Origin of the sequence: Hyphomonas sp., assembly GCF_022844445.1 — a bacterium.
GTDB lineage: Bacteria > Pseudomonadota > Alphaproteobacteria > Caulobacterales > Hyphomonadaceae > Hyphomonas.
Genome location: NZ_JALHLS010000029.1, coordinates 1 through 19663, shown reverse-complemented (window position 1 = coordinate 19663; position 19663 = coordinate 1). Strand labels below are relative to the sequence as shown.

At 62.5% G+C, this 19663-nt stretch carries 21 protein-coding genes; 8 read left to right on the top strand and 13 right to left on the bottom strand.

The features are described 5' to 3' along the window. Positions 1-461 precede the first annotated feature (461 nt). Positions 462-932, bottom strand: a complete 471-nt coding sequence (locus Q0C17_RS18035; RefSeq protein ID WP_291209330.1) for an Lrp/AsnC family transcriptional regulator — start codon at positions 930-932, stop codon at positions 462-464. Positions 933-1052: 120 nt separating this feature from the next. On the opposite strand from Q0C17_RS18035, the gene Q0C17_RS18030 reads away from it, so the two are divergent. After that, positions 1053-2150 (top strand): serine hydrolase domain-containing protein, encoded by a 1098-nt coding sequence (locus Q0C17_RS18030; protein ID WP_291209328.1) that lies wholly within the window; start codon positions 1053-1055, stop codon positions 2148-2150. 273 nt (positions 2151-2423) lie between these two features. Here Q0C17_RS18030 and Q0C17_RS18025 read toward each other — a convergent pair whose 3' ends face one another. Together Q0C17_RS18025 and Q0C17_RS18020 are read right to left on the bottom strand one after the other, a co-directional pair. Next, on the bottom strand, positions 2424-4193 hold the full coding sequence (locus Q0C17_RS18025) for a tetratricopeptide repeat protein (protein WP_291209326.1): 1770 nt from the start codon (positions 4191-4193) through the stop codon (positions 2424-2426). Positions 4194-4466: 273 nt separating this feature from the next. After that, a complete protein-coding gene (locus Q0C17_RS18020; RefSeq protein WP_291209325.1) occupies positions 4467-4787 on the bottom strand; it encodes a helix-turn-helix domain-containing protein in 321 nt (106 codons plus the stop codon). Between the two features lie 89 nt (positions 4788-4876). Here Q0C17_RS18020 and Q0C17_RS18015 point away from each other — a divergent pair, with 89 nt between their 5' ends. Further along, complete coding sequence (locus Q0C17_RS18015) at positions 4877-5266, top strand: DUF4345 family protein (protein WP_291209323.1); 390 nt, start codon at positions 4877-4879, stop codon at positions 5264-5266. 116 nt (positions 5267-5382) lie between these two features. Here Q0C17_RS18015 and Q0C17_RS18010 read toward each other — a convergent pair whose 3' ends face one another. Together Q0C17_RS18010 and Q0C17_RS18005 are read right to left on the bottom strand one after the other, a co-directional pair. Continuing rightward, positions 5383-6285 carry a haloalkane dehalogenase gene (locus Q0C17_RS18010; protein WP_291209322.1) on the bottom strand — a complete coding sequence of 301 codons (903 nt, stop codon included), beginning with the start codon at positions 6283-6285 and terminating at the stop codon, positions 5383-5385. Positions 6286-6843: 558 nt separating this feature from the next. Then, on the bottom strand, positions 6844-7392 hold the full coding sequence (locus Q0C17_RS18005) for a hypothetical protein (RefSeq protein ID WP_291209321.1): 549 nt from the start codon (positions 7390-7392) through the stop codon (positions 6844-6846). A gap of 199 nt (positions 7393-7591) precedes the next feature. On the opposite strand from Q0C17_RS18005, the gene Q0C17_RS18000 reads away from it, so the two are divergent. Both Q0C17_RS18000 and Q0C17_RS17995 read left to right on the top strand, forming a co-directional pair. Next, positions 7592-8197 carry a TetR/AcrR family transcriptional regulator gene (locus tag Q0C17_RS18000; protein ID WP_291209319.1) on the top strand — a complete coding sequence of 202 codons (606 nt, stop codon included), beginning with the start codon at positions 7592-7594 and terminating at the stop codon, positions 8195-8197. Next, entirely contained in the window at positions 8194-9078 is an 885-nt protein-coding gene (locus Q0C17_RS17995) for a metal-dependent hydrolase (protein ID WP_291209317.1), read from the top strand. Before Q0C17_RS18000 ends, Q0C17_RS17995 begins: the two co-directional genes overlap by 4 nt. A 216-nt stretch (positions 9079-9294) precedes the next feature. On the opposite strand, the gene Q0C17_RS17990 is transcribed toward Q0C17_RS17995, so the two are convergent. The 6 genes from Q0C17_RS17990 to Q0C17_RS17965 all read right to left on the bottom strand — a co-directional run bounded on the left by Q0C17_RS17990 (position 9295) and on the right by Q0C17_RS17965 (position 14531). Further along, positions 9295-9522 carry a hypothetical protein gene (locus Q0C17_RS17990; protein ID WP_291209315.1) on the bottom strand — a complete coding sequence of 76 codons (228 nt, stop codon included), beginning with the start codon at positions 9520-9522 and terminating at the stop codon, positions 9295-9297. A gap of 62 nt (positions 9523-9584) precedes the next feature. Then, positions 9585-9962 (bottom strand): hypothetical protein, encoded by a 378-nt coding sequence (locus tag Q0C17_RS17985; RefSeq protein ID WP_291209313.1) that lies wholly within the window; start codon positions 9960-9962, stop codon positions 9585-9587. 2 nt (positions 9963-9964) lie between these two features. Then, on the bottom strand, positions 9965-11878 hold the full coding sequence (gene traG, locus Q0C17_RS17980; RefSeq protein WP_366914867.1) for an IncP-type conjugal transfer protein TraG: 1914 nt from the start codon (positions 11876-11878) through the stop codon (positions 9965-9967). A 142-nt stretch (positions 11879-12020) separates the two neighbouring features. Continuing rightward, the gene (locus tag Q0C17_RS17975; protein WP_291209311.1) at positions 12021-13754 is read right to left on the bottom strand and encodes a DUF3363 domain-containing protein; all 1734 of its coding nucleotides are present in this window, start codon (positions 13752-13754) and stop codon (positions 12021-12023) included. Then, a complete protein-coding gene (locus Q0C17_RS17970; RefSeq protein WP_291209309.1) occupies positions 13754-14287 on the bottom strand; it encodes a S26 family signal peptidase in 534 nt (177 codons plus the stop codon). The genes Q0C17_RS17975 and Q0C17_RS17970 overlap by 1 nt, the downstream gene beginning before the upstream one ends. After that, on the bottom strand, positions 14277-14531 hold the full coding sequence (locus tag Q0C17_RS17965) for a helix-turn-helix domain-containing protein (RefSeq protein ID WP_291209308.1): 255 nt from the start codon (positions 14529-14531) through the stop codon (positions 14277-14279). Before Q0C17_RS17965 ends, Q0C17_RS17970 begins: the two co-directional genes overlap by 11 nt. 322 nt (positions 14532-14853) lie before the next feature. On the opposite strand from Q0C17_RS17965, the gene Q0C17_RS17960 reads away from it, so the two are divergent. Together Q0C17_RS17960 and Q0C17_RS17955 are read left to right on the top strand one after the other, a co-directional pair. Next, positions 14854-15105: a hypothetical protein gene (locus Q0C17_RS17960; RefSeq protein WP_291209307.1), complete on the top strand. Its 252-nt coding sequence runs from the start codon at positions 14854-14856 to the stop codon at positions 15103-15105. Between the two features lie 137 nt (positions 15106-15242). Then, entirely contained in the window at positions 15243-16967 is a 1725-nt protein-coding gene (locus Q0C17_RS17955; RefSeq protein ID WP_291209305.1) for an ABC transporter ATP-binding protein, read from the top strand. Positions 16968-17034: 67 nt separating this feature from the next. On the opposite strand, the gene Q0C17_RS17950 is transcribed toward Q0C17_RS17955, so the two are convergent. Then, positions 17035-17361 (bottom strand): helix-turn-helix transcriptional regulator, encoded by a 327-nt coding sequence (locus tag Q0C17_RS17950; RefSeq protein WP_291209303.1) that lies wholly within the window; start codon positions 17359-17361, stop codon positions 17035-17037. 250 nt (positions 17362-17611) lie between these two features. Here Q0C17_RS17950 and Q0C17_RS17945 point away from each other — a divergent pair, with 250 nt between their 5' ends. After that, entirely contained in the window at positions 17612-18292 is a 681-nt protein-coding gene (locus tag Q0C17_RS17945) for a sigma-70 family RNA polymerase sigma factor (RefSeq protein WP_366914866.1), read from the top strand. A 205-nt stretch (positions 18293-18497) separates the two neighbouring features. Here the strand turns inward: Q0C17_RS17945 and Q0C17_RS17940 are convergent, their stop codons facing one another. Then, entirely contained in the window at positions 18498-18707 is a 210-nt protein-coding gene (locus Q0C17_RS17940; protein WP_366914868.1) for a helix-turn-helix transcriptional regulator, read from the bottom strand. Between the two features lie 243 nt (positions 18708-18950). Between Q0C17_RS17940 and Q0C17_RS17935 the strand changes: the two genes are divergently transcribed. Further along, positions 18951-19604 (top strand): sigma-70 family RNA polymerase sigma factor, encoded by a 654-nt coding sequence (locus Q0C17_RS17935; protein ID WP_366914865.1) that lies wholly within the window; start codon positions 18951-18953, stop codon positions 19602-19604. Positions 19605-19663: the final 59 nt, after the last annotated feature.

The window sequence follows — 19663 nt, the reverse complement described above, 5'->3', positions numbered from 1 at the left end:
TTCAGCAATCAGGTTGACGCACTCGTCTGTCGTGCCTGGATCATGAAGTTCATCATAGTCCTCAGCGTTCAACTCACCGAAGGTCGAGGGTCCGAACTCTTTCACGTGATCCTCCGACTAGAAGTATTGGCCAACTGAGTTCGTTTACCCGAGTCCCGCAAGCTTACAGGCCCTCGTCGATCAGTAAATAGAGCGGCCTGGTCGTCAGGTTGGCAGCCACGAGGCGCGACTACAGGCAGGCGCCGTGCGCGACACTGACCGGCAGAATGGGGCCAGGTTAGCTCCCATCGTCATCGCCGGTGACCGGCAGGGTCCATCCGATCGTGTCATTGAGCTGCCTCAGCGGTACCAAGCTAGACTTCGCCGAACACTGTCGTTCGCCGCTGACTTTCTGCAGTCTGCTCTGGCGCGACACTTGGGAGTCGATCTGTGCCTTCCCTGGCCCGGAGCAACGACTCCTTTTAGCCTGCTTCCATGGCGGCTGGAGAAATGCGCGTCGTAAACTTTGTCCGCGACCAGACAACGGATGTGGAGTAGCGGCGGATCGCAGGATTGCTCATGAGCGCGCGTTCACCCCAGTGCTCGTAGGCTTCGGGACTTTCGGCGTGGACCACCAGAACGAAGTCAAAGTCGCCGGACACTGCATAGCATTGCGAAACTGCAGTCTCATCGCGCATGGCTTTCCGGAACGAGCCATAGATTTCGGGATCTTCGCGCTCAAACGAGACCGAGGTGATAAAAGTCAGCCCCCGTTTCGACGCGTCAGTTAGGGACACGTCGGCGACGATAACGCCGGAATCGCGCAAGGCGGTCAAACGCCGCCGGACGGACGACGCTGACAGATTTACTTCTTCACCGATGCTGGCATGCGAGCGCAGATTGTTCTCCTGAACGATCTCGAGGATCGCCAGATCAAAGCTATCCAGGTTCATTTTGGCGAATTCCTTCCAGATCGCTATGAAACATGACGAAAAGCGCAAAGATCATGCCGAAATACGCCGAACGCCGCCTCCAGATCGGCGTTATACGTCAAACGATCTCTGGAGGAACACATGCGCTTTTATTTCGTCATTGCAATCGGCTCTCTACTAGCCAGCTGCGCCGCACCTGAGAAATCGTCTCCGGACCCGAGTTCGCCGGCGGAAGCGCTGTATCAAGCTGTGGAGCGGGCGGCCGAGGATTCGAAAGCGGGCGCCATTTTGGAAGTTGAAGGATGTGGCCTTTCCTTTCGTGAGGCCAGCGGGGTCGCAAACCGGAAAACGGGAGCGCCCATGCCCGTGGATGAACAATTGCGAATTGGCAGCATCGGAAAACTCTACACTGCCGCTGTGATCCACAAACTGGCCGGAGACGGCCTTCTGGACCTTGATGCGCCCGCAACGGTCTATCTCACCGAGGGGCAGGTCGACGGCGTCCCGAACAGCGATGCCACGGTTCGTCAGCTTCTGAACCATACCAGCGGTGTACCCGACTATTACGACACGCGATCCTACCTTCTCACCGACTGGACCCAGCCGATCACCGCCGAACGCACATTGGAAGTCGCGAGACGCAAAAGCGCAACAAACGCACCCGGTGCGTCATACGCCTACTCGAACACCAATTATCAGATCCTCGGGCTCGTAGCCGAACGCGCAACCGGCGAAAGCCTGGGCACGTTGATCGCAGCGCGCCTGCTTGAGCCGCTGAGCCTTGTCGAAACGCGCTACAATACAGAACATCCGGGCGGGACGATTCACGGCTACGGAACGGAGTTGCGGTCGAACGCAGACACTTGGAAATATGCTGAGAACACTGGCGCGGACAGCGGGATCACAGCCACGTCCTCAGACCTGAGCAAGTTTCTGAGAGCCCTTTTCCTGGACGGGGGTGAATTCACGTCAATTGGCAAGGAGATGCTGGCTGACCCGGTGGAGCGCGATCGACCACGTCAGTTTGCAGGACCGGGCGCGGAGATCTTGGTTAGCCGTTCGGGTACGGAATTCGTTGGACACACCGGTGATACGTTCGGTTACCTAAGCTTCGCTTTTGCGGTTCCGGAATACGACGCAACGATGGTGGGCCAAGTGACGACCAACAAGAACGACGTACTTGCCGAATTTCTGATTTCAACGGCAACCGCGTTGGAAGATGCTTGCAAGTCCCAATAGTCAACTCCGGGAACGTTCGAAATGCTGCGCCACTTCCGGACCGCGGGTGGCCGCACGCCAGCGACAGGTTTTCAGCGACTACGGAAATTCTTCATTGGTTCTGCGACCGGCAATTTTGCGCCAGGTTGGTTCCGATGGTCATCACTGGCGAGCGGCAGAGTAACTCCATGTCCAGTCGTCGACCATGAAGTGATCTTGCCGAGTGCTGCTGCTAGCTTTTCCGCTTCGCCAAAAAGGCGCGGCGAGTCAGTTAACCGCGCAAAGCAAGACCGGTCAGATCCGGTTGAGCGAGGGGGGGCTTCCGTTGCCGCCGAGCCGGGCCTTTCTGTAAAGAGCCTTGGCGTACTTCGCAGATCGGGTATCGCCCATTGCCTTGTAGGTCTGCCACAGCCCGTAGAGCGCATTGGCGTTGTTTGGGGAATCGAGCAACGTGCGCCGAAACATCCGCTCTGCCCGGTCCAGCTGGCCATCCTGGAGGAGGAGCGCGGCCAGAGTCTGGCGGGTGGGATAATACCACAGGGGCGGTTCGGAATAGGGTAGTGTGTCCTGCATGTCCGCAACGGCTTCCATGATTCCAATGGCCGTCTTGAAGTCGCCCGCTCGTGCGGCCACCCGTGCCTCAATCGTCCGGATACTGATTTCCAGAATTGTCTTTGCGGGCAGGAAGGCCGCTTCGAGGGTCGCGATGTCGGCTTTGCCTTGCAGCAGGGCGATCTTTCGGGCTTCCGCTTCCGCTGCTTCAGGCCGGCCTTGCTCCACAAGCGCGACGGCGCGCGCATAATGCCAGGCCGCCTTGCTGACGGAGTCGACGTCCATCGGTTCGGGCAGGTCAAGGATCTGGCCGGCCGGCGAGAATTGCGCGTGGGCATAGTAGGGCGCGGCCTTGATAACCGATACCCAGGGCGCAACGGCAGCCATCTCACCGGGAAGCGCTTCATCGAGCTTCTGGGCGTATTCCAGCGCTGTCTTTCGGTCTCCGGCCATCTGCGCGGAGGTCAGGACGAAGTGAAGATTGTGGGGGTAGTAGCCGAAGCGGTAAATCGGGGATGCGTCATTGGCCGCCAGGTAGGCTTCATCCGCCTTGGCCGCTTTCAGGTTTAGTTCAAGCGATTCCTTCCACTGCCCGGTCAGGTAGTGAATGTGGGAGGGCATGTGAACGAGATGGCCTGACCGCGGCGCCAGTTCCGGCAACCTGTCCGCATACGGAATAGCCCTCCAGGGATCGCCGGAGGCTTCAGTGGCGTGAACGTAGAGATGAATGGCGTGAACGTGCGCCGGGTCCCGCGCCAGGATTGTTTCGAGCAGAGAAATTGTTTCGGCGGTCCGGCCCTTCGGTGTGCGCCGGTCAGCTTCCCAATAGTCCCAGGGCTGCGTGTTCATGTTGGCTTCGGCGGCCAGCGACAGGATGAGGTTGTCGTCCGGATGCTGCGCGGCCACGGCCCGCATCGCGTCGGCGAACGCAGCGGTATCTTCCGTCACTGTGCCATCGGCGGATACGGGGAAGCGCGCGGCGATGGTCTCGACAAGGGCGCGTTCACTGGCGCTGGCCCCCTCAAGACGCGCGAGGGCTGCTTGGGCGGCTTCCCGGCCCGCGCGGAAGGCATCCCCGGCGGGATAGAGGTTGATGTTGCTGCCCCAGGCATAGGCTTCGCCCCAGTAGCACATCGCGCAGTCCGGATCGGCGGTCTGCGCCGCGCGGAAGGCCGCGATGCCCGCTTCGTGATTGAAGCTGACAACCAGCGACAGGCCGGTATCGAACAGATCCTGAGCTTCCGAACTGGCTGTCGACACGGGGTAGCGCATAACGTAACCGGCCTGACCGGCGGCCGGGGCGTTCCCAAGGGGGCTCGTCTGCGCATAGGCCTGCGCTGCCCCCAGAAAGCGCACAAGCCCGTTGCGAGTGTCCGGGGCGCTGAGGCAGCGCGCGTTCGACAGGAAGGCGGGGTCCGGGAAGGGTAAAGGGTATTGCGCGGGCGTAAGGCCCGGGCCGCTCATCAGGACCATGACAAGTACCGCTGCCGCGCCGGTCTTCCAGGTGTTCATGCCTGTCCCCCAAACTTAAGATACAACCCTACCGCATTTCCTGCGCGGTGTCAGTTACCGCAACAACGCGTCCACTGAGCATCTCCCGTACGCTTCCAGCGGTTGCAAGAGACGATCCCCATGCTCGGACCTTGTCCGTGAGCATCGACGTCGCCGTTATCACCAGCGGCCTGCGCGTTGAACCAATGCAACCGAGGCCGACTTCTGCGCCTGGTAGAGGCCCAAACCTTAGTTTCGGAACAGCAAGGTTTCTTCACGTGCAACCAGGCCCGCTCATTCCGGCACGCTGGACTCCACCCACCGGATCAGGCTATTGGCTTGCTTTCTGAAGGAATGGCCAAGCTCCGTGAGCTGATAGTCGACATGCGGCGGGATCGTCTGCCGGTCGTTGCGCACGACGATATTCAGCGCGGCAAGCTCCTGGAGCGTCTGCGTCAGCATCTTTTGAGAGATGCCCTCGACTTTCCGGAGGAGTTCCCCGTTTCGCAGCGGCCCCTGGCCAAGCGCGTTTACAATCAGGATGGACCACTTGCTGGTAAGGGTCGCCAGATAGCGCCGCGAAGAACAACGGGCAGACATCACATCGGGTTTCATCGCAAAGACTCCGCAAAGGGCAGGCACCAAAAAGTGCGTACTATACTTCCCGATCTTTCTTTCGCAGGAAATACGCCTGAGCATGAGAGATGGAGCGGCGGGTGGAGATTCTGAATATCGCGGGGGCAGTCATGACCATGGGAATGGGCTGCCTTGGTCTGATCTTTCCGCAGCGTGCGGCCGCATTCACCGGACTTGAGGCTGTGACGATTCCCGGGCGCTCCGAGTTCCGGTCAACGTTTGGCGGTCTGTTCCTGCTGGCCGGGCTCGTGCCGCTGGTCACAATGCAGCCCGCCGCATTCCTGACGCTGGGTCTGGGATGGGCCGGCGCGGCATCGGGCCGTGTCATCTCGATCCTTGCCGACAATGCGATCGATCCGAAGAACTGGATCGCAGTTGCCTTCGAAGCCACCTTTGCCGCGCTCCTGCTGCTGGGAAGTCCATTCAGTTTGTTGCTGGAAACGATCGAACAGGTTTGAACGGACAGCGAGCGCCGCCGCAGTCAGAGCGGTTCCTTCGAGCAGTCCGGGCGGAGTTAAATGAAAGCTGAATGCCCTGGCTGCAGCCCCGGAATCCAGAAGCCCAACCGCAGTTTCTAATGCGATCCGAACCGTTCGAGCATCCTCGCCGCGATTTCAGGTCCTGCGTCTTCCTGCAGGAAATGACCGGCATCCTTGATGATGTCGAATGTCGCGCCAGGGAGTTGCCGTGCCCAGGCTTCGCCATGCGCTGCAGGGAAGATGGGATCGGAATCGCCGAACATTACGTGTTTCGGCATCGGCAGTCCTGCAAGCGCGCGGAACGCCGTCTCCTGAAGCGCCGCGCCGCCCGCAACCGGCTCTGCAAATGGCAGGCAGAAGGGGAAGCGCCGAAGGCCGGCGCGCGTCTCCTGGTCTTCATAAGGGGCCTCATAGGCGGCAAGGATCGCATCGGACTTGCCGGCACCGCGCACAAGCGTCCGCTGCATGATTTCCTGAACCGGCATCGTGCGCCACCGGGCAGGATCGACCGCGGCGCGCCGCCAGGCATGGATCTGGTCCGTATACGGGTAATCCGGCCTGTGCAGCCATGTATTGAGGATGACAAGACGGGCAAAGCGCGACGGATCGCTCACGGCATTGATAAGCCCGATCGGACCACCCCAGTCCTGAACCACGAGAATTACATCGCGCAGGTCAAGTATCTCGATGAGATGCCGGATGCGTTCCACATGTCGCTCGAGCACATACCAGTCATCGTCCATGACCTTGTCTGAGCGACCGAACCCGACGTGATCGGGAGCGATGCAGCGGTAGCCTGCGGCGCTCAGGGGTTTCACCATCCGGCGATACAGAAACGACCAGGTCGGCTCGCCGTGCAGCATCAGGACGGCCTGACCGTTGCGCGGCCCCTCGTCCAGGTGATGAACCCGCAAACCGTTCCAGACGAGATAGTTCGGTGCGAAGTCATAGTCGGGCAGGCCGTCGAACCGGTCGTCCGGCGTGCGATAGACTTTCATGAAAGCGTCTCCTGACTGTTGCGCCGGCGCAGCGGCTTGGTTTTCCGGTGCCTGGGCCCAATTCACCCTCCCAAGCGGATAGGTGTTTGGTCAACCATTCGGTGCTTGCAGCTTTGGCCGCAAGTTCGGTTAGCCCGGTTGCCCGTGACGTAACGGTGTTGCCAACCCTTGCGTATTCCTGGCGCGCAGCGCTGTTCTGACAGAAAGGCGCACTGATCGAAGGGAGCTGCCCGTCGCCGCACGGTTGTTCGCTCAATGATCGAGCCAGGCGCAAGGTCTATGTCGCTATGTCGCCCGCGACTTGCCCAGGAGCGGGACGCGACCATGCCCAGCCGCCTTGAAGCTGATCCAGTCTCCGATGACGCGGGAGGCGTGCTGGAGGCTTTCAAGGCGGTGCCGGGGGATACACTGTTCCTTCAGGGAACGGATGACGCGCTCGATCATGTCGTTGCCTTGCGCGCAGTGCGGGGTGATCAACGCCTGGCGAAGGACATACCTTCTGACGCGCGTGAGAGGGCAGTCCGACCGCGCAGGCAACCACGAGGCAGAGGTTTCGGATCAGGGCTGCGCGTTGCGAGGCGGCGCGTGGGTGACCTTGCCGGTTCGTGCTTCGCGAAGCGCATTGTTCAGGCAGATACCTGTTGTGACAACGGCTCCGATCACCGCCGCATAGAACGTAAAGTAAGAGACCAGGTTGGCGATATCGTTCTCAAAGACCGGCTGTATGCCGCGATAAGGCGTGAAGACCGCCGTCGAATAGCCGATCACATTTCCCCAGAGCATGATTATCGCCCAGTAGTAGACCCACTTGGCTTGCCGCACGCTGAAGCGTAGCCATGGGCTGAGCGCCACCATGGCCATGACATACATTGAGTTGGCGATCGTCCCGGTATGGGCGTTGCGCATAAGCTCTTTCTGGTCAGGCACCTGAATTTCCATCCTGGGCAATGGCAGTATGTGAAACACGTTGTCAGCCAGTGCGATCAGCCAGACAAATCCGCCCACAAAACCCAGGAACATGGCGATAAAACAGTGCGCGAGCAGCTTGCCGCCGATGGTTCGGGAAAAGCCCCCGTTCTCTTCTATCCAGATCTCGTTGCTTGCCATTTCCATGTCCTCCCCAGGACTGCGTGAGCCGGGTGTGGTCTGCCCGCCGGACGGGCCCTCATTCAAGGCAAATGCTGCGGAGTCTGAGGCATGCCACGCTTTGTTTTCCCATCTGCTTGTACGTCAGGACGGCGACGATCCGCAACATAAATTGTACAGCGTAAAATTTATGTGCTAGCGGTCGGGAATGGCACGAACGATGGCGAAACCAGAGCAGGCCCTGTCTATCCGCAATGGATTGCTGGATGTTGCCCAAGAATTGTTTGAGGCTGGCGGCTTCGCGGCGATGTCCTTCCGCGCGATATCCAGCCGGTACGGCTGCAGCAGTATGAAAGCCTATTCGTACTTTTCATCGAAGGCCGACATCGTCGATGCGCTTCGCATCAGGGCTTATCGTTGGCTGGAAGCGGAACTCACCAGGGCGGCTCGTTCCAAGACCGATCCGGTCGAAGCCCTGAGAGGCGTCACGTTCACCTATTACCAGGCGGCGCGGGCCCGCCCGCGCATGTACGAACTGCTGTATACGCCACATGGCGAGAAAGCCGAGACGCATCCTGATCTGATGGCGGCGAAGGTCGGCGCGCTTGGCGTCTGTCAGAAGGCCATCGAAGCTGTGGCGGACCTGCCGGGATACATACTCAAATTCGAGCCCGGAAAAGCAGCTCATCTGTTCTGGATCGCTGCACATGGCCTCGTGTCATTGCGGGCCGGCGGATTTCTCGTCGTCGGATACGAGGCAGATGACATCCTTCCGACCCTCTACGAGACAACAATCAGCGGCATCTTTGAGGAGCGCGCTGCATGAGCCCGCTCCCGAAAGACGGCGAGCTGATCGTTCGCAAGATCCCGTTTGATTTTCCGGAGGACCTGGGTCCGATCTGGCACCCACACCACGAGTGGTCGCAAATGGTGAACGGGGCGTCTGTCACGATGCCGTATCTTGAGCCGTTCCTGATCGCCACGCTCCGCGAAGCCGTCCAGCACATCGAAGACCCCTACATCAAGGAAGAGGCTGTCGGGTTCTGCGCGCAGGAAACGACGCACTTCAAAACCCACAGGCGCTACAACGAGCTCCTGAAGGCCAACGGTTATCCGGTACTGGCTGAGATCGAAGCAGACATCCGGGAGAGCTTCATCAAGCTTGGAACGAAGAGCCTCTCGTATCGCCTCGCCTATGCGTGCGGGTTTGAAACGATGACCCTTGGTGTGACCAGCTGGCTGGTATCGCACAGGCGAAAGCTCTTTGGCGGCTCGGATACGCGCGTTGCCTCGTTCATTCTCTGGCACTTTGTTGAAGAAGCTGAGCACAAGCGTGTCGCGCTCGATGTCTACCGGGCGATTGATGGCAATTACTGGACGCGGCTTGCCGGCATTTTCATCGGTTCCTTCGACGTGTTCTGGTGGTCACGAAAGGCCGCGGTTGCGATGCTGAAAACCGATGCCCGCTGGAACGATCTGGGCTCCAGAGTTCGCTTGTGGCGGCGGACAGGAGAGTTCTTCTTCGCGATCCTGCCCACATTGCTGCGCAGCGCTATCCCCGGACACGACCCCGAAGACGAAAAAGACCCGGTCTGGGTTCGCGACTGGATCAACGGTTATGCGTTGCGATCAGATGACACCGTACCGCTGGTTGATACCAGCGATCCCGACATGCCGGTGCCGTTTGGTCCGGCAGGTGCCGCGTAAGGCCGCTCTGGCAGGCTGCGCCGCGCGGCTGAGCGTGTCTGTGGCAGGGCCGTACACGGCGCTCACCGATTGCGTCGCGGCCGGCGGCAGAGGGGCCGAAGTCCGGACCCATGCCTTCGGCGCTCGCAGGTCCGGGTTGCGGGGCAGACGGACGATCCGGCAATCGTCCGGACACGGTAACGACCACTGTTCAGGCCGGGGCCCGAATGGCCCAGCCTATTCCAATGCAGAATCCAGGAAGGACCCAAGGTCGAGCACCAGTTCAGCCGCCAGGTGCTCGACGCGCCGCCTGAGCGGTACTGCGGCGTCATCGAGCTGCTCGGGTCTCAGCCTGAACCTGACCGTGATCTCGCTCAGGCTGATATGGTGGACAATAGAAACGGTCGCGTCCCGGTCTTCCAGGTCAACAACGACCCTGTCCACCTGCCAGAGTTGTTTGCGCATGTTGTCCTCCCGCGGGGTTCCACCGGAGGTAAACGTGAGTCTCATGGGTAAGTTGAGGCGCCTCAACCCCAGATATGCGGGTTCGACCGGTCCGCGACGCGTTTCATGAGGGCCTCGAGTTCTGCGCCGGCGCGGGCATCGTCGGCGGGCGTGCGGAACGGGTGAGGCCCTGGCCGCTGCTGCAGCCAGGCATAGATGAACTCGACGAGGAGGTCTGCCTGGAAGGCCGCGCCGGCATCCAGGCGGCCAATCCTGTCTTCCAGGCGCCGGATATGCTGGATGAGCACGGCTTCCGGCCGCTCCAGCGGCGGCAGGAACAGGAGTGTCAGCGCTTCGTCAATGATATCGCCGCGCGAGACAGACTGTTCAACGCGCAGGCGGTCGAGCTTCTTCAGGTTTGTTTCGGAAATGCTGATATAGACGCTAGGTCTGGTCGGCATGTTCATGGCTCCTGTTGGTGGCCGAACTGCATGTAGTAGCGCGCAATATGGCTGCGGATGCCGGCGCGCCGGCCGCTTTCCTCCCCGCGGCTTGCTGGTGGATCAGACGAACCGGGCCCCGGATCCTGGCCCTGCTGCAGCGCCAGGGTTTGCGCCAGGCCACCGAGGTCGGGAAACGCCTCTGCAGGCGCTATGGGGCGGCGTGCAAATGGTAGATCGTCCGGAGGCGGAAGCTCGAGCCCGCCGACGCGTTGCAGGAACGCCTTGTCGAGAAAGTACCTGAGCTTGCGGGCCCGGATCGGCGGCGTGCTCGCGATCATGATCAGGGCGTCGCGGGCCGGCAGCTGCATCACCTCGCCCGGCGTCAGGAGCGGGCGCTGGGTTTCCTGCTGGGAGACCATGACATTGCTGAGCCAGGGCGCGAGCCGGTGGCCGGCATAGTTTCTCTGGTGGCGCTGCTCTGTCTTCGAGCCGAGCATGTCCGAGATCCGGCGCGCCGTGCGTTCGTCATTGGTCGCAAAGGCGATCCGGACATGGCAATTGTCGAGGATCGCGTTCTTCTCGCCATAGGCTTTTTCGACCTGGTTGAGGGACTGGGCAATGAGGAAGGCCCGCACGCCGTAGCCCGCCATGAAGGCGAGGGAGGTTTCGAAAAAATCGAGCCGGCCCAATGCCGGAAACTCATCCAGCATGACGAGCGTCGGCCGGGCCAGCGCCTGATGGCCCGGCAGGTCTTCGCACAGGCGCCGCGCCGCCTGGTTGAGGATGAGGCGGATCAGCGGCTTCGTCCGGGACAGGTCCGAGGGCGGGACAACCAGGTAGAGGGATATCGGCAGCCGGCCGGGCAGGAGGTCCAGCATCTGCCAGTCGGAGGCAGACGTGGCCCGCTGGATCACGGGGTCCCGGTAGAGGCCGAGGAAACTGACAGCGGTCGAGATAACCGAGGACTTCTCGTTCTCGGACTTGTTGAGAAGTTCCCGGGCAACTTCGGAGACTACCGGATGCGTGATGGGTGCTTCGTCCGTCCCCAGATGATTGGCCGTCATCATCAGCCCGAGCGTATCGTCCACATGCCGGGATGGATCGGACAGCAGCAGGGCGACACCGGCGAGCGACTTGTCGCTGCCCGCATAGAGCACATGGAGTATGGCGCCGACCAGGAGGGAATGGGCGGTCTTGTCCCAGTGGCTGCGCCGCTCGAGCGCGCCTTCCGGGTCGACGAGAATATCGGCGATGTTCTGGACATCGCGGACTTCGTGCACGCCGAGGCGGACTTCCTGCAGCGGATTGAACCGGGCACTGGAAAGGCTTGTCGGGTCAAACCGGACGCAGCGCGAGAATTTTGAACGCCAGAGCGATGTCAGCTGCCAGTTCTCCCCCTTGATGTCATGGATGAGCGCGCTGCCCGTCCAGGACAGGAGCGTCGGGATCACCAGGCCGACACCCTTCCCGGACCGTGTCGGCGCAAAGGCGATCACATGATCGGCGCCGGCATGGCGAAGGTAACGCGCGCCGATCCGTCCAAGGATGAGCCCGTCCTTCGCATGCAGTCCGGCGCGGCGGATTTCTGCCGCGGTGGCCCAGCGCGCCGAGCCGTAGGTCGAGGATGACTTGTCCTGCCGGGCCCTGTGAATGGACGCGGCGATCGCCATGACGATCCCGGCGAGACCGCCGAATGACGCAATCACGCCGCCGCGCGCGAAGATGCCGGGCGCATAGGCGTCATAGGCGTACCACCACTGGAAGAGGCGCCAGGGAAAGTAGACCGGGTAGTCCCTGAGATGGAAGGCGGGCGGGCCGAGCCTTGGCTGGAACCCAAGCGCCTGCGCCGTCCACTGCGTCGCCGCCCAGGTCGAGAGCACGATCAGGAGGAGCGTCAGGAGGAACTGGCCGAAGAGGAAACTGGTCGGGGTCAAGGTGCGGCGCTCCCGGGCTTGCACCGCGAGCCTAGCCGCGCAGGCTCCGTTCGAAAGCTGGAACACGGCGGCGTTGCGGGAAGGAACGGGAAGGCTGTCGCCGCGCTGAGCTTTCCGGGCTGCGCATCGCCGCGTGCGGGCCTCAGTGCGCCTGTGTTGGCGTGCGCGTCAGCACCCTGCTGAAGGCGACGGCGCTACGCTCGACGCTCGCCTGCTGGCCGATGACGGGCGCCTGGCCTTCGCTCCACGCCGCGAGCGTGAAACGCGTCTCGCCGGCAATGACGGCGAAGCGGCCCTGCGCCGTGTCAATGTAGCCGGCGTACAGTCCCCTGAACACTTCCCGGTCGGCGACCTGGATGTAGCGTTTTCCGAGGCGGCCCGCCTCGGCTTCGGCCACGTCGCGCAACTCCTGGGCCTGGAGCGCCTCGCGCGCGGGCGGGTAGAGGCCTTGTGATTGCAGCCAGAGTCGCCGCGCCAGCCGCGCCGCACGCACTTCCGCGCCAAAGCCGGGTGCATCTTTCAGGGCGGCGTCCTCGACCTGGTCGAGCCAGGTATAGGCCTTGCGGCGGACCTGCTGGTCGAGAGGTATCCAGGTGTCGACCATGAACCGGACGGGAAGGGCTGGATGGCCGTCGTCTGTGTCAGCGGACGCAGCGCCTGCGGCAAGGGAAGCGCCAGGCGCCGATACAAGGGTGAGCACGCTACCCGGCTCTGGCAGCGCCCGGGCTTCCCGCGCCGGAATCCGCGCCGTCCACTGGCGGCCATCCAGTCCTTCGAGGATCACGACATGCCGGCCGGTTGGGGCTCGCTCGACCACGACGCCTGCAAGTCGTCCTGTCACGGCGGCGGCGGGCAGGCCCGTTGAGAACTCCTGCAGGTTGCCCGGATCGAGCCGGTCACCGAGGACGGCAGCGAGACCCTGCTGGACTTCCAGCTGGCGGCCCATCTCGCGCAGGGTGTCACCCCATCCTGGCTGCAAGCGCCAGACGGGTCCGCCGACATGCTCGGCCAGCCCGCGTGAACGCAGGTGGCCGAGGCGGTGGAGCCGGGAGGACCAGGACGATACTGAAAGCCCCGGCGCGGGACTGGACAGATCGACCTGTCCGGACTTCGCCGACCGGGCGAGATCCTTGTCGATGAAAGTGTACCGGTCTTGTGCTGCAACGCGCGAAAGGTTGGCTGCGATGTCCAGCGCGCGGCGGTGTCCGAGTTCAGCCGTGATGATTTCCTCGCTGCGGTGCCTGAGGCCATGAGTGAGGTAAAGCCTCGCAATGATGAGTTCGTCAACGCCCGGTGTTCCGCCGCGGATCGCGATATGGATGTGGGGATTGGCTGTATTGAAATGGCTGGCCGCGACCCAGTCGACTTCGCGCCGCAAGTCGCGTTCGACCTGTTTCATCAGTGTACGGGTAAACCGGGTCAGGTCTTCCATCTCTCCGACATCATCGGGCGAGACCACCCAGCGAAACTGACGGACATCGCCCCGCGCCCTCGCATTGAAGGCGTGCGGGTCGGCTTCATCGCGTGAGCGGTCGAAGATCCTGCCCGGGCCGCCCCGCTCGGATGTCCCGTCGCGCGAAATGTAAGCGATATGCATTGCAAACGCCTGCGTGCCGCTGCGCCCGGCAGTGGCGATCGATGTCTTCACGAAGGCCAGGCGCCGGGTCGGAGATGCGGAGTGGCGGGCCATTGCGGCCGCGCCCTTGCCGCGTCCATTGAACCGCACGGTTCCAACTGCCAGCTTCGGCCGTTCAAAAGTACGCACCTTTCCCCAGCGGGCGGTCTTGGCGAGGGCGCTCAGCTGCGAGCGCGGCCGGCTCCCTCGGTCCTTTCCGGAGTGGCCGAGCTTCGGCTCGAAATGCCAATCGTCTGCCATCAGGAAGGCTCTTGCGCGGTGGGCCGGTCGCGGCTGCCTGACATTGCCAGGAGGCGAAGCGTCCCGGCAACCCGCGCTCTGTCCTGCACCCCGAAATACCGCCCATCGACCGACTGCGGATGATCCGCGAGGAGCAGGACGTCCTGCGGCCCGAGGCGCTGGCATCCCTGCCAGCCTGGAAGCTTGCGGCCCGCGCCGTCGGAGGCGCGCGCCTGCGCGGCAAGCCTGCCATCAACATAGACGTCCATCCCATGGCGGCAGACTTCGTCGCCCTCCAGCGCAGCAACGCGCTTGACCAGCGGCCAGCCCCGGCCTGTGTAGCGATGCGTTTCAAGGAAGTCGGCCTCGCTCGCTGAAGGGCGGTAGGCGACGACCATGCGGCGCTCAAGTGTGGGAGCGGCGGAGAGGACATAAAGGCCGACGGGCAGGCTTTCGGTCCGGTTCCAGATGAGCCGCGGTGCGGCCGGCAGGAGCGAGAGCGCGATCAGCACGAGGCCAGCTGCCGTGCCGGCGAGGTAGCGGTCAGCCTTCATCGCGCACGCCGGAGGCGATGTAGCGGCGCCGGCGCTGGTAGGTGAGGATATCCTGTCCGAGGTACCAGACCTTGCCGCCGATCTTGTGGAAGCAGGGGCCTTTGCCGAGGGTGCGCATGTTGGCGAGGGTCTTGGGTGTCAGGCCGAGCGTGCCGGCCGTCTCCTCGGTGTTCAGCCAGGCCTGCGGATCCGGCGGTACCGGATCTGGGCGGAGCAGGGGCGGCTCGGAACCGGGTGGTCGCATGGCAGGGCTCCTTTCGAGGGCTCACCTGCCAGCAAGACGAGAGAGGCCGCTCCTGGACCGGTCAGCATGGGGCGAGGCCGCGCGACAGCGGCCGCAATCAGAGGTTTACTCCGAAAATTCTGAAGTTGACAGTTGTTTTCCGGGAAGAAGCGGGAAAAGCGCGGTGCCCGGGCCCTGGCGGCGCCCTCCGGCGCGCTTCCGGCGCAGTCTTGCCGTCGTCCGCAGGCCGGTTGCCGGTCTCCACAGGCAAAGACGGCCGGGCACTTGCCGGCGCAAGACAAAAAGAACAAAGAGTGAACATTGGCAACAATGGGAGGCAGAGATGGGCCGATACAAATCCGTAATGATGGCAGAGGCCGATGCGAAAGCCTTTCCGTACCATGTCGATGTGCCGGTGCCCGGCAACGGACTGGGCAAGCAAATGGACCGGATGGCGGACTGGCTGAGGGGCGCTTTCGGCCCCGAGTGGCGCGCGCATGGCGCGGTGGCAGGCGGGATCCACGTGGCCCGTTATATGTTCCGTACACAGATGGATGCCGACGCCTTCAGGCGTGCCTTGGACGACGGCCTGTAACAGGTTGGCCCTGCCTGAAGCCGGGCCACGCCCCCGACGCGGCAAAGGCCTCTGGCGGCGCGGTGCAAGGTTGCTCTTGAAAATAGATTGCAGTACAATCTTAAGGTGTTTACTCCGCAACCGTCCGGGCGCCCGTCATGACGCAGGCCGCGCACCCGCCAGGGCTTCGCGCCGCGATCCTGTTCGGCGCGGGCCAGCTGGGCGCGTCACTCGATCCGGCGGGCCGGGTCATGCTGACGGCTGCCGGGATTTGCGCGCTCGCCGGCGCGGCCCTCGCCGCGGGCGCGCCCGTCGCGCTCAAGCACCTTGTTGAAGCCCTTGATCCCGCCGCGCCGGCTGTGCCGGCAAGTTTGTCGCCCGTGTTCTGGCTGTGCGCCTATGTCGGCGCGCTCGGCGCCGGAAAACTTGCCGGCGAGGTGCGCGGGTATTGTTTCGGCGCGGCCGAACAGTCGATCAGCCGCAAGCTCGCCCGCCGGGCGTTCGAGCATGTGCTGTCGCTGCCGATGACGGCGCTGCACCGGCACTCAACCGGCGGGCTGGTGCAGACGCTGGAGAACGGTCTCCTGGGTTACCGTCTGGTCCTGCAGCACGCGCTCTTCACGCTTCTTCCGGGCCTTGCGGAGACTGCGCTGATTGCGGTGCTGCTCTTTCATTTCTTCGACAGCGTATTGCTCGCCGTATTCGGCGCGTGCGCGGCGCTCTACATGGCTGTGTTCCAGGACGGGGCGCGGCGTATCCTTCGCGCGGGCCGCGCCGTCTCGTCGGCGCGTATCGGCGCCAATGCCCTGCTGTCCGACGGGCTGATGAACATCGAGACGGTCAAGGCCTTCTGCAGCGAGGCGGCCCTGGCGGAGCGGCTCGACGTCAGGCTTGCCGACGTGCAGCAGCGCTGGCGGGATTTCTACAAGGCCCGCTTCGCCACCGGGGTCCTCGTCACGCTTGTCTTCACCGCAGGTCTTGGCGCCGCGCTCTGGCTTTCGGCCAGCCGGGTCGAGGCGGGCAGCATGAGCCTTGGCGACCTGGTGCTCGTCAGTGCCTGGATGCTGCAGGTCATCCGGCCGCTGGAACTCGCCGGCTCCGGTATTCGCGACATCGGGCAGGGCGCCGCCTTTGCGGGCCGGCTGAATGGTCTTCTGAGGGAAGCTGCCGAACCTGCCGCCGGCGCCTCGCCGGCATTTCCGGGGCTGTCCGGCGGGCCGCCCTCGATCAGGTTCGAGCATGTGAGCTTCACCTATCCCGGAGGCCGCAAGGTGCTCGATGATGTCAGCTTCGAGATCGAGGCAGGAAAGGTCACGGCCATCGCCGGGCCGTCGGGCAGCGGCAAGTCGTCGATCCTCCGGCTGCTGATGAGGTTCCATGAGCCCGACGAAGGCAGGATCCTGATTGGTGGTATCCTGGTCCGCGACTATCCTGCGTCGGAGATCCGCAAGCTGATCGCCTTCACTCCGCAGGATGCGGGCCTTCTCGATGACAGCCTTGCGTTCAACATCTCGATGCCGCACCGGGTCGCCGATCCCAGGCGTCTTGAAGACGCGGCGCGCCAGGCCATGCTGGAGGAGGTCATCAACCGGTTGCCGGACGGGTTCGAGACGTTGACGGGAGAGCGCGGGGCAAGGCTCTCAGGCGGCGAGAAGCAGCGTGCTGCGATCGCAAGGGCTCTTTACCGGCAGGCGCCCATACGCCTCGCAGATGAAGCAACATCTGCTCTGGACTACCCGGCAGAAGAGCGCCTGGCGGCGAACGGGGTGTTCGCGGGCGGGCGGGTCACATCGGTCATTGTCGCGCACAGGGCCGAAACCATCGCGCTGGCGGACAATGTTATCGTGCTGTCGGACGGGCGCGTAGTGGACCAGGGTCGTTGAGCAGAGCGCCGCGCCGCGACGGCGCCAGTCAGGCGTTGAACGTCTTCTTATGCTGCGCACGATCGCGCTACCGGTCAGAGAAAGCCGCCAGCATTCGCAGGGCGCTTGCCAGTTGTTTGTCATTCAGGTTGGCAAGCGTTTTATTGATTTCTTTGAGCAGCCGTCCTCGTTCGCCCGTGGGGTAAGGCTGGGCATTGAACAAGACGAGCGGCGACACGCCGAGGGCAGAAGCGATCTTTTCGACAGTATCGAACAACGGGGCGGAAACACCGCGCTCAATCTTCCCGATTGTTTCTCGCGAGACGCCCACTTCGGTCGCTAGCCGCTCCAGCGTCCACCTCTTGGCACGCCTGTAGTGGCGCACGTTCGCTCCCAAGATCTCTTGAAGTTCCATCATCTGACTCCTGCGCCAGATTGATGATGAGTTGGCGTGCATTTCGAGAAATGAGAACTTTACATTCCTATTAATGAGAACTACAAATTCTCAATTAGGTAGATGGGATGTAGAGGATATCGCGGCGCGGCGGCGTTTAGGCTCCTGCTTCCGGGCGGCGGTAACCGATGAACCCAAGGACTGTTCTTCGGCGATTTCAGTGGCGAGTTCAAACGGAGTGACAACAAAAAATCAGTGTCCGGATTAAGTTATGCCTAGTCCTGAGACTGCTTTCACACAGGCTTGCGTTATGTCCGACCAAAAAGTTCCCAAAGTCGTTCAAGCGTCGGGAGACACGCCGATGCGATCCTCGGCGTCTTACTCTGGAGCGACTGAAAAGCGGTCAACTCACATTCACAAGGATGCGAGCCAGAATGCCGCCGCACTTTGTCACCTGTTCCAGACCCAGTACCAACACCTTCTACGTTTCTGCCGAGCGCGTATCCGCAGTGAAGCTGACGCGGAGGACATTGTGCAAAGCGCCTTCCTCGCGGCGCGGCGGGCCTACCCTGACAAGAAGGCGGACGAGCTTCGCCCGCTCCTGTTCACACTCGTCCGCAACATGGCGATCAGCCATCTGAAGCTCCACTGGAACAGGCACCGGCACGGCGAGGATATCAGCGAGATTGGCAAGGCGTTTGCGTGTCCGCAGAGCCCGACGCCGGAGACCCAGCTGATCGCCGCAGAAAGCCTGGTCCTCGTCGAAGAGGTCCTCGCCGGGATGAGCCCGCGCCGGCGCGAAGCGCTGCGCCTTCACCGGTATGAAGGCCTCTCCTATGAGGAGATCGCCCGGCGCTTGTCAGTCTCGTCGGCGGCTGTCAAAAAGCATGTGGCGCTGGCGGTGGCCGAGATTGCCAGGCGCCTGGCTGAAGCAGAGGGCCGGGACGGATAGCAGGCGCGCACGGCAGGCCTCAAGTACCGGCTGATGGCTGAGGCGCTGCGGGCAGTAGTTGTTCCGACTTGTGCAAATCGTTTGGTGAGTGCTCCTGACTTGGCGCCTGCGCGCCAAGCAGCTGCCGGCACCAGTCTTCCTCCGCAGCAGGTTCCTCAGTGGTTTTATGGTTCGGCTTCAGACAAGTTCCGCCAGGCGCATCTCTTCAGCTTGTTTCTGCTTCCACGCGCTTCAAAACTTCCTTCCACGAGCCGTTCACAACTTTCATTACTCGGAGAAACTCGACGACGTCGATTCTCCGTTCGCCAAGTTCAATCTTCGCGACAAATGACTGAGGAACGCCCAGTTGGTCAGCAACTTGCTGCTGCGACATCCCTGCCTTCTGCCGGGCGCTTTTGATCTCGCGGACCAACACGCTTTGCGCGGGGGATCGAAGTGACTTGGGCAAATTGATCACCAGAGCAAGAAAACAGTTGCCCTCGTAATCCCAATCGCGGATAATCCCATTTTAGGATGAAATGGATGCGCCGCATGGAACGGAAGCTTTCTTTCCCTTTGTCTGCGAACGCTCCGCGTCGCAAACGTTCGCGCACCAGGCACGCTTTATCATCGGGCCTGAGATCTCCAAGTTTTCCGCACGCTGCTCCCCGTGACTCGAATGTCTAGTCGGGCGTCATACTCGCGGTGGATGTCCGAACGACGGGAGCAATCGTCCGGATCCGATGAAGCAACACCAGATTCTCCGGGGCACGCAGCCTCTCAATCGGGTGCCGGTGCTGCGGGATCCGAGGTGCTCAGCGAACTCTTTAAGAAGCAGTATGGAGCACTTTTCCGTTTCTGCCGCGTACGTATCCGCAGCGAAGCCGACGCGGAGGACATTGTGCAAAGCGCCTTCCTGGCCGCGCGGCGGGCCTACCCTGACAAGAAGGCAGACGAGCTTCGTCCGCTCCTGTTCACGCTTGTCCGCAACATGGCGATCAGCCACCTGAAGCTTCACTGGAACAGGCATCGCCACGGCGGGGATATCAGCGAGGTCGTCAGGGCTCATGCGTGTCCGCAGAGCCCGACGCCGGAGACCCAGCTGATCGCCGCAGAAAGCCTCGTCCTCGTCGAAGAGGTCCTCGCCGGGATGAGCCCGCGCCGGCGCGAAGCGCTGCGCCTGCACCGGTATGAAGGCCTCTCCTATGAGGAAGTCGCCCGGCGCTTGTCAGTCTCGTCGGCGGCTGTCAAAAAGCATGTGGCGCTGGCGGTGGCCGAGATTGCCAGGCGCCTGGCTGAAGCAGAAGGCCGCGGCGAAGACCCGGCCGGATAACAGGCGCGCATGACAGGCAACACGTCCCGTGCAGCCCGGCTCGAGGCTGCGGCCGGCTG

Bases quoted from the DNA above. Each gene is read 5' to 3' on its own strand.
- Q0C17_RS17960 (WP_291209307.1), top strand. From the start codon at position 14,854: ATGGGCCGATACAAATCCGTAATGATGGCAGAGGCCGATGCGAAAGCC.
- Q0C17_RS18000 (WP_291209319.1), top strand. From the start codon at position 7,592: ATGGCGAAACCAGAGCAGGCCCTGTCTATCCGCAATGGATTGCTGGAT.
- Q0C17_RS17945 (WP_366914866.1), top strand. From the start codon at position 17,612: ATGCCTAGTCCTGAGACTGCTTTCACACAGGCTTGCGTTATGTCCGAC.
- Q0C17_RS18010 (WP_291209322.1), bottom strand. From the start codon at position 6,285: ATGAAAGTCTATCGCACGCCGGACGACCGGTTCGACGGCCTGCCCGAC.
- Q0C17_RS17995 (WP_291209317.1), top strand. From the start codon at position 8,194: ATGAGCCCGCTCCCGAAAGACGGCGAGCTGATCGTTCGCAAGATCCCG.
- Q0C17_RS17970 (WP_291209309.1), bottom strand. From the start codon at position 14,287: ATGAAGGCTGACCGCTACCTCGCCGGCACGGCAGCTGGCCTCGTGCTG.
- Q0C17_RS18020 (WP_291209325.1), bottom strand. From the start codon at position 4,787: ATGAAACCCGATGTGATGTCTGCCCGTTGTTCTTCGCGGCGCTATCTG.
- Q0C17_RS18015 (WP_291209323.1), top strand. From the start codon at position 4,877: ATGGAGCGGCGGGTGGAGATTCTGAATATCGCGGGGGCAGTCATGACC.
- Q0C17_RS18030 (WP_291209328.1), top strand. From the start codon at position 1,053: ATGCGCTTTTATTTCGTCATTGCAATCGGCTCTCTACTAGCCAGCTGC.
- Q0C17_RS17990 (WP_291209315.1), bottom strand. From the start codon at position 9,522: ATGCGCAAACAACTCTGGCAGGTGGACAGGGTCGTTGTTGACCTGGAA.
- Q0C17_RS17935 (WP_366914865.1), top strand. From the start codon at position 18,951: ATGTCTAGTCGGGCGTCATACTCGCGGTGGATGTCCGAACGACGGGAG.
- Q0C17_RS17985 (WP_291209313.1), bottom strand. From the start codon at position 9,962: ATGCCGACCAGACCTAGCGTCTATATCAGCATTTCCGAAACAAACCTG.
- Q0C17_RS18005 (WP_291209321.1), bottom strand. From the start codon at position 7,392: ATGGCAAGCAACGAGATCTGGATAGAAGAGAACGGGGGCTTTTCCCGA.
- Q0C17_RS17950 (WP_291209303.1), bottom strand. From the start codon at position 17,361: ATGGAACTTCAAGAGATCTTGGGAGCGAACGTGCGCCACTACAGGCGT.
- Q0C17_RS18025 (WP_291209326.1), bottom strand. From the start codon at position 4,193: ATGAACACCTGGAAGACCGGCGCGGCAGCGGTACTTGTCATGGTCCTG.
- Q0C17_RS17955 (WP_291209305.1), top strand. From the start codon at position 15,243: ATGACGCAGGCCGCGCACCCGCCAGGGCTTCGCGCCGCGATCCTGTTC.
- Q0C17_RS17965 (WP_291209308.1), bottom strand. From the start codon at position 14,531: ATGCGACCACCCGGTTCCGAGCCGCCCCTGCTCCGCCCAGATCCGGTA.
- Q0C17_RS18035 (WP_291209330.1), bottom strand. From the start codon at position 932: ATGAACCTGGATAGCTTTGATCTGGCGATCCTCGAGATCGTTCAGGAG.
- Q0C17_RS17975 (WP_291209311.1), bottom strand. From the start codon at position 13,754: ATGGCAGACGATTGGCATTTCGAGCCGAAGCTCGGCCACTCCGGAAAG.